The following is a 12350-nucleotide window of genomic DNA, read 5'->3' on the forward strand; positions in this document are numbered from 1 at the left end:
CAAGCAATCAAGACTTCCAGCCGCCACCCAACACTTTATACAGAGTGACCTGCTGGTTTAGCTGGCCAAGTTGCGCAGTAATTGCTGTCTGCTGCGCACTATACAGTGAACGCTGCGCCACCAACACATTAAGATAGCTATCCACTCCCTGATGGAAGCGAATTTCAGCATAGTGGAAATAGCGCTGATTAGCCGCCAGATCTTGCTGACGCGCTTTCAGCTCATCTTTCCAGGTATCCTCACCGGCGAGGGCATCCCCCACTTCCTGGAACGCGGTTTGAATGGCTTTCTCATAGTTCGCCACTTCAATGCGTTTTTCCGCCTGCGCCACATCAAGATTGGCCTGATTCACCCCGCCGTCGAAAATTGGCAGGCTGATCGACGGGCCAAACGACCAGGCGCCGGTGCCGCCCTCCAGCAGATGGCCTAAGCTGCTGCTGGACGAACCGCCGGAAGCCGTCAGACTGATGCTCGGGAAGAAAGCCGCGCGCGCCGCGCCGATATTGGCGTTAGCCGCTTTCAGCGTATGCTCGGCAGAGATAATATCCGGCCGCCGCGTCAGCAGATCAGACGGTAAACCTGCCGGCGTCGGCGGGAAATTCCACGCTTTATTCAGTTCAGCACTGGCCAACAGATTACCCGGCAGGCGGGTGCCCACCAGCAGCGTTAACGCATTGATATCTACCCGCACCTGACGGCTGTAGGAGGCAACATCCGCCTGCGCGCTGCGCACCGAGGTTTCCGCCTGCGCCAGCTCCTGATCGCTACTGACGCCGGCATCGTAACTGCGTTTGGTCAAATCGTAGGTCGTCTGCTGACTTTTTACCGTGTCCTGCGCCAGTTTCAGCAGCGCATTATCCGAGCAGAGTGACAGATAGCCGGATGCCACTTCAGAAATCAGGCTGATACGCGTCGCGCGCTGGGTGGCGTCGGTGGCCAGATAGCTCTCCAGCGCCTGATCGCGCAGGCTACGCAAGCGACCGAAGAAGTCCAGTTCCCATGAGGTGACGCCAAGGCTGGTATCGAACTGATGATAGGTCACCGGTCCGGAGCTTTTGGTACTGTACAGATTGCCAGGCAGATGGGTCGCCGTTTGGCTGGCAGAGAGATCCACCGTCGGCAACAGCGCCGCACGATCGATCTGGACTTGCGAACGTGCGACTTCCACGTTCAGTGCCGCCACACGTAAATCGCGGTTATTTTCCAGCGCCAGAGTGATCAGCTGCTTCATTACCGGATCGGTAAAGAAGTTCTGCCAGGCCATATCAGCGCCATTACCCGGCTGCTGCCCGCTTGTCGGTGCATACTGGCCATCCACCGGCAGCGCCGGACGCTGGTAAGCAGGCTGCAAACTACAGCCGGTTAACAGTAAGGTGATTATCAGCGCGAGGTTTTTAACCGGGAATTTGCCCCACGAAGACGTTTTATTCAGCATTGTTTTTAACCTCAGAATTCATTTTTTTCTTGCCGGCAAAACGCTGGGCAACCACCACGTAGAACATCGGCACAAAGAAGATGGCAAGGAAAGTCGCAGTGATCATACCGCCGACGACCGCAGTACCAATCGAGTGCTGACTACCGGCGCCGGCGCCGTGCGATAACGTCAACGGCAGCACCCCCAGTACGAAGGCCATCGAGGTCATAATGATTGGACGAATACGCATTTTCGCCGCTTCAACAGCGGCCTCAACCAGCCCTTTGCCCTCTTTTTCGTGCAACTCTTTGGCAAATTCGACGATCAGAATGGCGTTTTTCGCCGCCAGCCCGACGGTGGTAAGCAAGCCCACCTGGAAAAACACATCGTTTTCCAGACCGCGCAACAGCACCGCGGCAATAGTACCCAGTACCCCCAGCGGGATAACCAGCAGTACCGAGAAGGGGATCGCCCAGCTTTCATACAGCGCAGCCAGACAGAGGAACACCACCAGAATCGACAGGGTATAAAGTGCCGGGGTTTGCGAGCCAGACATCTGCTCTTCATACGAGACGCCATGCCAGGATACCGTGTAGCCCGCAGGTAATTTCGCGGCAATCTCTTTTACTGCCGTCACCGCATCGCCGGAGCTATAGCCGCTGGCCGGAGAACCCATAATTTCGACCGAGGAGACACCGTTAAAGCGCTCAAAGCGTGGTGAACCATAGCCCCACTGGCCGCTACCAAAGGCGGAGAACGGCACCATCTCGCCGCTGGTATTACGGAAATACCATTTATTCAGATCTTCCGGCGTCACGCGCGCACCGGCGTTCCCCTGGATATAGACCTTTTTCACGCGCCCCTGGTACATAAACTGGTTTACGTAGCTTGACCCCCAGGCCGCCGACAGGGTGTCATTGATATCATCCAGGCTCAGCCCAAGCGCGCGAGCGCGTTCATCATCAATAATCAGCTGATACTGTGGCTCATCCTCCATGCCATTCGGACGGGTGGCGGTCAGACGCGGATCCTGAGCGGCCATTTGCAGAAACTGGTTACGCGCCGCCATCAGCTGGTCATGGCCCTGGTTTTTGGTGTCCTGCAGGAAGAAGTCAAAACCTGTGGCGTTACCCAGCTCCATTACCGCTGGCGGCACCAGCGCAAATACCTTCGCATCTTTCAGCGTGGCAAAGTGCGCCATTGAGCGTTGCGCCAGCTTCTCAACCGATTGTTCGCTGCCGCGCTGGCTCCAGTCTTTTAACTTCACAAACGCCATGGCGCTGCTCTGACCGCGTCCGGAGAAACTGAAGCCGTTGACCGCAAACACCGAACTGACGCTGGCTGACTCGTTCTTCAGCAACCAACTGCTCATCTCATTCAGTACCTGCTGGGTACGCTCCGCTGAAGCATTGGCCGGTAAGGTCACCTGCATCATCATCACCCCCTGATCTTCTGCCGGCAGAAAAGAGGTCGGCACCCGGGTAAACAGATAACCGGTCGTCGCCACCAGCACAAAATAGATCGCCAGGAACAGATTGCGCCGTGAAATAACCGTTCCCACCCCCTGCGTGTAGTGCAGCGTGCCGGCGTCAAATTTGCGATTAAACCAGCCAGACAGACCGGTAGTTTTATGCTCAGCAGCGCTGGATTTAAGCAGAGTGGCGCACAGCGCCGGGGTGAAAGTCAGCGCCATCAGCACCGACAGCGCCATCGCCGAAACAATGGTGATCGAGAACTGACGGTAGATAACCCCGGTAGAACCACTGAAAAACGCCATTGGCAGCAGCACCGCCGACAGGACCAGCGCAATACCAAATAATGCCCCCTGGATCTGCGACATCGACTTGATGGTGGCCTGTTTCGGATCGAGCCGCTCTTCGTGCATCACGCGCTCGACGTTTTCCACCACCACAATGGCGTCATCCACCAGCAGACCGATGGCCAGCACCATGCCGAACATCGTCAGGGTATTGATCGAGTAACCACAGGCGGCAAGAATGCCGAAAGTGCCCAGCAGTACCACCGGCACCACCATGGTGGTCACCAGCGTGGCGCGCAGGTTCTGCAGGAATACCAGCATCACCACAAACACCAGCGCAATCGCTTCAAACAGCGTTTTCACTACCTCTTCAATCGAAGTGCTGACCACCGGCGAGGTGTCGTACGGGAAATCGACATTGACGCCATCAGGCAGACTGGATTTGAGGTTGTTAACCGTCTCACGCACGGCGGAAGTGGCATCCAGCAGGTTAGCGCCGCTGGCAAGACGCAGGGCGATACCCGCAGAGGCTTTGCCATTAAAGGTGGCGGAAATACTGTAATCCTGCGGACCAAGGTCAACATTAGCCACGTCTTTTAAACGCACCTGGGAACCATCGCTGTTCACTTTCAGCAGGATATTTTTAAACTGTTCGGCAGTTTGCAGACGCGTTTTACCAATAATGGTCGCGCTGGTTTTCGCCCCAGGCACGGTAGGCAGCCCCGCCAGTTTACCGGAGGAAATCTGCACGTTTTGCTGGGTAATGGCGGTACTGACATCACTGGGGATCAGCTGATACTTATACAGTTTTGCCGGATCCAGCCAGATACGCATCGCGTATTCGGACCCCATGACCATAAAGTCGCCCACCCCTTTGGTACGGGAGATAGGATCTTCCAGTTTCGAGACCAGCAGGTTAGCGAGGTCGCCGTTACTTAGCCTGCCGTCTTGCGAGCTAAGGCTGACCACCATCATAAAGTTGGCCTGATATTTACGCACGTTGATGCCCTGCTGCGTCACCTCGGTCGGCAACTGCGACTCGGCCAGCGACACCTTATTCTGCACCTGAACCTGCGCAATATCCGCATCGGTGCCCTGATCGAAGGTGACAATAATACTGGCGCTCCCGTCGCTGTTACTTTGCGATTCGATATAGCGCAGGTTATCAATCCCACTCAACTGCTGTTCAATGACCTGGACCACAGTGTTTTGCGTGGTTTCCGCACTGGCGCCCGGATAGGTCACACTGACGGAAATTGCCGTCGGCGCGATATTAGGATACTGATTAACCGGCAGGGAGAGGATGGAAAGTCCGCCGATCAGCATCACAATAATCGCCACCACCCAGGCAAAAATAGGGCGTTCGATAAAAAACTTCGACATCTGCTTTCCCTTATTGTGCTGATGGATCGGTGGTGGTCAGGTTGGCAGTTGCCTGGGTGCTGCTGCTGTCGCCGTCGCTCTGTCTGGCGTTAACTTTTACGCCGTTGCGGATCGACTGCAGACCATTGATAACCACTTTTTCGCCTACTTTCAGTCCGGAGGTCACCAGCCACTTATCCTTTATCATCTCGCCGGTAGTGATGGTGCGCTGCGCCACGGTGCTGTCACTGTTCAGAACATAGACCCAGGGTTTACCCTTCACGTCATGGCTAATCGCCTGCTGAGGCACCAGTAGCCCCTGCCCGGCAATCCCTTGCGGGAAGCTGGCGTGAACAAACATACCCGGCAGCAGTTCATTGTGTGGATTCGGGAACGCGGCGCGCATGGTCACAGTCCCGGTACTTTCCGTGACCGTGACTTCCGAGAATTGCAGCTTGCCCTGCTGGCTGTATTCGGAACCATCTTCCAGCGTCAGTTTCACGGCGGCGGCGTTGTCTCCGGCCGCCGTCAGCTGACCACTTGCCAGCGCACGGCGCTGACGCAGCAAATCCTGTGACGATTCACTGACATCGACATAGATCGGATCCAGCTGCTGGATAGTGGTGAGGTAACTGGTCTGGCCGTTGGTAACCAGCGCCCCTTCGGTGGAGAGAGAGCGGCCAATATGGCCAGAGATCGGCGCACGCACCCGGGTGTAGTTAAGATTGACCCGGGCGGTTTCCAGATCGGCCTGAGCTTCTTTCGCGCTGGCAACCGCGTCATCATAACTTTGCCCACTGATGGCATGAGCCTCCGCCAGCGGTTTATAGCGTTTCACCAGCATATTGGCATTGGTCAGCGTCGCCTGCGCTTTGTCATAAGCCGCCTGATAGCTGGCAGGATCGATTTGATACAGTGGCTGACCGGCGCTGACTTCGCCCCCTTCAGTAAACAGTCGCTTAATGATAATGCCGCTCACCTGGGGACGAACTTCAGCGGTTCTTACGGCGGTGGTGCGCCCTGGCAGTTGGGTCATCAGAGTGACCGGTTCAGCCTTGATAGTGACCACGCCAACTTCGGTAACTTGTGGTGCGGAGCCTGGTGATGAACTCTGGTCGCAGGCGGCCAGCAAAAAAATCAAACTCGCGGAGAGGAGCTTACGTTGCATGGTGAACTCTCGATTTGACGTTATTATAGAAAAAATCCGAGAATGATCATTCTCAAAAAAAATCATTATAAGTTGGTCGTCAAAGCGGCGGTGTTAAGTTTGCGTAAAGCTTATTTGCGAAACACTACGTCTGGGGGAAATGTGTGGGAAATGTGCAGAACAGGGGCTGAAAGACAAAAAAAACCCACGCAGCTGCGTGGGTTGGTGCAACAGAACAGGGTGTCAATCTACCGGGATAGATTGCATTTTCACCAATCAATACCTCTGGGACTTTTATCCTCGCAGTCCGCCGCGGTAGAGACCAGCGCTAAAAAGCAAATGAGTCCGTCGAAGTGAAACCAGGTGTGAATAATTCGCCATGTTGTTACAGTTTGATTTTATTGGGAATTATCTGATGGCGGGAGTTACCTAAAACACCGTAGGGCGGCATTTATGCCGCCTGTCCCCATAATCTGCACCAGCCGTAAATTTAACCATGGCCATATATCGCATCCGGGGCGATATTCATATGCTTCAGGACCGCGCCGATAACATTGCCAAATACCGGCGCGGCAACCGAGCCACCAAAGTGATCGCCGGCGGTCGGATGGTTAATCATAATCACCAGCGCCACCTCCGGGTTACTGGCGGGAGCAACCCCGGCGGTATAGTTAATATAGCCACCATCATATTTCCCTTCCGCCCCCATTTTCTCGGCGGTACCGGTTTTAATTGCCAGACGATAACCCGGCACTGCGGCGCGCACCCCGCTGCCGCCCGGCAGCGCATCGCTCTCCATCATATGCACCACCGCTTTTACCGTTTCGGCATTCGCTACCCGCGTGCCCAACACCGGCGGCGTAACCCGGGTAATCGATAACGGCCGGTAGATGCCGTATGAACCGAGCGTCGCGTACTCACGTGCTATCTGCAGCGGCGTCACGCGCAGACCATAGCCAAAGGAGAAGGTCGCGCGTTCAATGTCCGCCCAGCGCTGACGATGCAACGGGAAGTAGCCGACGCTTTCACCGCTTAACCCCAGTCCGGTCGGTTTACCGAGGCCAAAGCTGTTAAAGGTGTTCACCAGCACCTGTGCCGGCATGGCCAGCGCAATATGCGATACGCCGATATCACTCGATTTCTGCAAAATACCGGTCATGGTAAGACGCGGCCAGTGGCCAACGTCGCGAATCAGATGCCCATTGACCCGGTAAGGAGTGGTATCCAGCACCGAGTCCGGACGCACCAGCTTACGCTCCAGCCCTTCCATCACCACCAGCGGCTTCACCGTTGAGCCAGGTTCAAAGCTGTCATTAATCGCCGAATTGCGCATCTGCGCGGGCGACACATCGGCAAAATTATTGGGATTAAACGATGGGTAGGACGCCATAGCGAGGATTTCCCCGGTGTCGATCTTAATCAGCACCGCCGCGCCGGAATCCGCTTTATTCAGCAGCACGCCGTCGCGCAATTTGGTGTACAGCGTGTACTGGTCGAACTTATCAATACTCAGTTGCACTGTTGGCGGCTGTTGCGGCGGCTGATAGTCGATCATCGCAATAATATTGCCATCGCCATCCTGACGATATTGCTCATGACCCGGTTCGCCCTGCAGAACTTTGTCATAACCATTCTCCAGCCCGTTCAGCCCTTTATTATCGGTACCGACAATTCCCAGCAGCGGCGCAGTAGCCTCACTCATCGGATAGAAACGACTGTCGTCATACAGCGTGGAGATGCCTTTCAGATGCAGCTGGGTAATATCTTTGGCGATACCCAGTTCGATCTTGCGCCCAAGATAGAGAAAGCGGCGTTGCGGATTGGCATTAATCTGCGCAGCGATCTGATCCGGCGACATATTTAGCGCATTGGCGAGATATTGCCACCTGGCGCCGGAAAAATCCGGGTGCGCTTCCAGTACGCGTTGCGGATCGGCAATGATATCGCGGGAGGGCACGCTTAGCGCCAGCGCTTCGCCATTGCGGTCCAGCAAGGTGCCGCGGCTGGTCGGCAGCGTTATGGTGCGCAGAGAGCGTTGATCGGCCTCATGCTCCAGCATCGGATGATTAATCAGCTGCAGATCGGCCACCCGCGCCAGCAGTAGCACCATACAACTCAATACCCCCAGGCAGATTAAACGGAAGCGAAAGGGGTTAAACGAGGCATTAATTTGATCTTTACCCAGAATTTTTTTAAGTCGCGGCATATGGCATCGCTGTTTTTTTCATGATAACTAACTGAGAGTTATAAAGAATAGGATGAGAAGTTAACAGGAAAACTGTGTTTCATTTCGTGATTCCCTCCCCCGCTGGCGGCTAATTTAGCACCATTTTCAGCGCAAAAAAAAACCTGCGCATCTGCGCAGGTTGGTGTAATCAAGCAAAAAATTTTGATGTTCACCCATCAATACCTCTGGGACTTAAAATCTAGCAAGTCCGGCTGATGGGCGGCTATCACTGATTCGCAACAGTTAACCGCAAAGTGTAACCAGCTATGTGATTATTAGGTTCTTATGCAATACCCGTCATACTTGCGTCGGTCATCCTCCCGACCTCTACCAGGCAGCTCATGGCATTCGGCCCCTGGGTCAGCGATGAAGTCCCGATATCCAGCGTTAATACATTGGGATTGCCGGCGCGATCGTACGGTTGCCACTGCGCTTTACCAAAGCCCGGATCAAACCAGGCGCCGGTGGAGATCAGCACCACGCCCGGCGTCACGCCGTCGGTCAGGCGTACACCGGCCAGCATCACGCCGCGCGCGTTACTGACTTTTATCTCCTCGCCATCGCTAATGCCACGTGTGGAGGCATCCTGCGGGTGCATCCACAACGTTTCATGTCCGGCGGTTTTATTCGCCTGCACCGTCGGGGTGGCATCCAGCTGGCTGTGCAGACGGTCACCCGGCTGAATCGAGATCATATGCAGCGGGTAATCGCGGCTGATCTCCGCGCCCAGCCACTCTTTTGGCGGTTGCCACTGCGGATGTCCGGCAAAATCATCCAGCTGATAACCGGCAATGGTCTGGCAGAACAGCTCGATTTTGCCACTGGCGGTTTTGATCGGGTTGGCAACGGGATCGTTACGGAACGCTTCCATAAAGATAAACGGCTTATCCCCCTGCGGGATCTCAACAAAGCCACGCTGCCAGAACTCGGCAAACTCCGGCCACTGTATGCCTTTACTGGCATGGGCTACGGCGCATTGCTGATAAAGATGCTCAATCCACTGCATTTCATTACGATTTTCGGTGAATTTATCGCGATAGCCGAGGCGATCGGCAATATCGGCAAAAATATCGAAGTCGTTACGCGCCTGATGCTGCGGTTTAATCGCCTGATGCATGGCCAATACGTAACGATCGCGTGATGAACCACCGATATCATTGCGCTCCAGCGTGGTGGTTACCGGCAGTACGATATCAGCCATCTGCGCCGCCGGGGTCCAGACAATATCCTGTACAATCACCGTGTCCGGTCGCTGCCAGCCTGCCACCAGTCGGTTCAGCTGCTGATGATGATGGAACGGATTACCGCCCGCCCAGTGAACCAGGTGAATATCAGGGTAGTGGTGGGTTGCCCCCTGGAAGGTATACGGCTGGCCTGGATTGAGTAGCATATCGCTGATGCGCGCCACCGGAATCGAGAGCCCGGAAGGGTTCGGACCGGTCGACATTAACGGCGCCGGCGCCTCCACGCGCGGATTACCGACGCTATTCATCGAGCCATGACCAAAGGAGAAACCGCCGCCTGCTAAGCCGGGCTGGCCGAGCATTGAGGATAACGCAATCATCATCCAGTACGGCTGTTCGCCACGATGTGCGCGCTGTACCGAGTAAGAACAGGTAATAAAACTGCGCACGCCGATCAACTGTTGCGCCAGCAGCGCAATACGCGTCGCCGGTACCCCGGTAATCGCGCTGGCCCACTCCGGCGTTTTGGCAATGCCATCGCTGGCGCCGGTAAGATAAGTGCGCAGCTCGCGGTAACCGACGCAGTGACTGTGCAGAAATGCATTATCCACCGCACCACGGCGTTCAATCTCATAACCCAGCGCCAGCATCAGCGCCACGTCGGTATTCGGGCGGATTGGGATCCATTCGGCGTTAACAAATTCCGGACAGTCGTCACGCATCGGACTGATATTGATCACCGGCGTCCCTTTTTCCGCCAGTTTCAGCAGTGCCGGTTTCAGACTATGTTGTCCGGCGCCGCCGGAAGCCACCTGCGCATTTTTCAGCGCCAGGCCACCAAAGGCGACAAACAGCTGGCAGTGTTCCACGACGTTCGGCCAGTCGGTAACACGGCCGGTGAGCGGCATATAGGTGCCAATCACATACGGCAGGAAAAATTGCGCCGCGCCCCAGCTATAGTTGCCTTGCTGATCAACGCCGCCGCCGCCGCTAAAATAGAAACGGCGTACCAGGGTGCGCGCATGGTTAACACGCCCGGCGGATGACCAGCCGTATGAACCGTTGAAGATCCCCGCCGCGCCGTAACGGTCACGCACCCGGCGGTTCTCTTCCGCCACCAGATCCAGCGCCGTCTCCCAGTCAACCTCGACGAAGTCTTCCCGCCCGCGTAGTGTGCGATCGCTATTTTCACGCGACTTCAGCCAGGAGCGGCGCACCATCGGCTTACGGATACGTTTATCCGAGTAGACCAGCTCAGGGATGCTGTTAAGCATCGGCGACGGATCCTGATCGGCAAAAAAAGGCTCACAGCCGGTCAGTTTGCCGCTGTCGGTTACGGCAGTAAATGCGCCCCAGTGGGCGAGATGTGGCACTTTCTTAATTGTCATAGGCTGTCCGGCATGCAGGTGAAAAAGTCTGCTATCAGCATATCATTTTTTAGTTTGCCGTCAGTCGCTATGTGACAAAGGGCATGTTATGGCGAATCCGCGTGCAAAGCAGCATCTTTCCTCACGCTTTGCGACACCGCTGGCATTCTCTCAGCTTGAATCAGCCTGCATTTTCCGCAACACTGAATTCATGTGTAAACGTTTTCCCGGGAAGTAACTAAACAGATGGCTACCATAAAGGATGTTGCAAAACTGGCGGGGGTTTCTGTCGCTACCGTATCGCGGGTGATCAATAAATCACCGAAAGCGAGTGAGAGCTCCCGACTGGCGGTAAACAGCGCCATGGAGGAGTTGCAATATCATCCAAACGCCAATGCACGCGCGCTGGCGCAGCAATCGACGGAAACCATAGGCCTGGTTGTCGGTGACGTTTCCGATCCCTTTTTCGGCGCTATGGTAAAAGCGGTTGATGAAGTGGCCTGGCAGACGGGAAACTTTTTACTGATTGGTAACGGTTACCATAATGAAGAGAAAGAGCGCCAGGCGATTGAGCAATTGATGCGTCATCGCTGCGCGGCGCTGGTGGTTCATGCCAAGAAAGTTCCGGATGAGGAACTGACCGGATTAATGAAGCAGGTGCCCGGCATGGTACTGCTTAATCGCTCCCTCGCCGGCTTTGAACAGCGCTGTATCGCCCTTGATGACCGTTATGGCTCCTGGCTGGCTACCCGCCATTTAATTCAGCAGGGTCATCAGCATATTGGCTTTATCTGCTCAACCCACACCATTTCCGATACTGAAGATCGACTCAAAGGCTATTACGACGCGCTACGCGAGCACAATCTGCCCTGTAATGACCGGTTAGTGGCGTTTGGTGAACCGGATGAGCTGGGTGGAGAGCAGGCGATGACCGAGCTGCTCGGCCGCGGCAAAAACTTTACTGCGGTCTCCTGTTATAACGACTCAATGGCCGCTGGCGCGCTGGCGGTGCTGAGCGATAACAGCATTCGTGTGCCGGAAGAGATGTCACTGATTGGCTTCGACGATGTGCTGGTGTCGCGCTATGTGCGCCCGCGGCTGACCACGGTGCGCTATCCGATTGTCACGATGGCGCAGCAGGCCGCCGCACTGGCGCTGGCGCTGGCAAATGGCACGCCGATGCCGGAAGTGACCAATATGTTCAGTCCGACGCTGGTGCGCCGTCATTCGGTGGGTTCGCCGCCTCAGGGCCAGCACTGATCCCGCCGCCAAACTATGCGCCGGAATAGCGCCCCGGCTTATGCCAGCGCAGCAGCATCGCATTCATCGCCACCGCACTGAGGATTGACCACAGCAGTAAGTTACCCGGCACTTTCACCAGCGCAATTAAAAATACCACGACATCCAGCATCATTTGCGTCTTACCCGCATTAACGCCATACACTTTCTGCCCCCACAGCGTGATCACCCCGGTGCCCCCCACCGAGGCGTTGTGGCGAGCCAGACATAAGATGCCCATACCAATAATGGTGCCGCCAACCAGCGAAGAGAACAGCGGATGGATATAGTCTATTTTGAGCAGATCAGGAATGATCAGTGAGGCGGCCATTAATGCCACATTGACCATTAACGTTTTAAAGGTGAACGCGCTGCCCATTTTCCACCAGGAAAAAAACATAAACGGGATATTGGTGACAATAAACAGGATGCCGATCGGTTTATCAATAAACCACGAGAGCAGCAGCGCAATGCCGGCCACTCCGCCGGTGACCATCCCGGAAAAATGCAGTATATTCAGTCCAATAGAGATAAACATCACCCCGAGTGCGAGGCCATACACATCATCCATGGCGGTATGGGAGATGGATGGCGCCATCATCCCTGCTTTCC

Annotated in this window: 7 protein-coding genes; 1 reads left to right on the forward strand and 6 read right to left on the reverse strand. The window is 55.4% G+C overall.

From position 1 onward, the window contains the following. Positions 1-7: 7 nt before the first annotated feature. The 5 genes from JWF83_RS23930 to JWF83_RS23950 all read right to left on the reverse strand — a co-directional run bounded on the left by JWF83_RS23930 (position 8) and on the right by JWF83_RS23950 (position 10481). On the reverse strand, positions 8-1435 hold the full coding sequence (locus JWF83_RS23930) for an efflux transporter outer membrane subunit (RefSeq protein ID WP_413653000.1): 1428 nt from the start codon (positions 1433-1435) through the stop codon (positions 8-10). Further along, positions 1425-4556: an efflux RND transporter permease subunit gene (locus JWF83_RS23935; protein ID WP_413653001.1), complete on the reverse strand. Its 3132-nt coding sequence runs from the start codon at positions 4554-4556 to the stop codon at positions 1425-1427. The genes JWF83_RS23930 and JWF83_RS23935 overlap by 11 nt, the downstream gene beginning before the upstream one ends. Positions 4557-4566: 10 nt before the next feature. Continuing rightward, positions 4567-5703, reverse strand: a complete 1137-nt coding sequence (locus JWF83_RS23940; RefSeq protein ID WP_413653002.1) for an efflux RND transporter periplasmic adaptor subunit — start codon at positions 5701-5703, stop codon at positions 4567-4569. 469 nt (positions 5704-6172) lie between these two features. Continuing rightward, on the reverse strand, positions 6173-7888 hold the full coding sequence (locus JWF83_RS23945) for a penicillin-binding transpeptidase domain-containing protein (protein ID WP_413653003.1): 1716 nt from the start codon (positions 7886-7888) through the stop codon (positions 6173-6175). 304 nt (positions 7889-8192) lie between these two features. Then, the gene (locus JWF83_RS23950) at positions 8193-10481 is read right to left on the reverse strand and encodes a molybdopterin guanine dinucleotide-containing S/N-oxide reductase (RefSeq protein ID WP_413653004.1); all 2289 of its coding nucleotides are present in this window, start codon (positions 10479-10481) and stop codon (positions 8193-8195) included. A gap of 225 nt (positions 10482-10706) precedes the next feature. Between JWF83_RS23950 and galR the strand changes: the two genes are divergently transcribed. Then, positions 10707-11720, forward strand: coding sequence for an HTH-type transcriptional regulator GalR (gene galR / locus JWF83_RS23955; RefSeq protein WP_413653005.1), 1014 nt, complete (start codon positions 10707-10709; stop codon positions 11718-11720). Positions 11721-11733: 13 nt separating this feature from the next. On the opposite strand, the gene JWF83_RS23960 is transcribed toward galR, so the two are convergent. Continuing rightward, positions 11734-12339 (reverse strand): YitT family protein, encoded by a 606-nt coding sequence (locus JWF83_RS23960; RefSeq protein ID WP_413653006.1) that lies wholly within the window; start codon positions 12337-12339, stop codon positions 11734-11736. Positions 12340-12350 lie beyond the last annotated feature (11 nt).

This window comes from Pantoea sp. B65 (assembly GCF_047308185.1).
GTDB lineage: Bacteria > Pseudomonadota > Gammaproteobacteria > Enterobacterales > Enterobacteriaceae > Erwinia.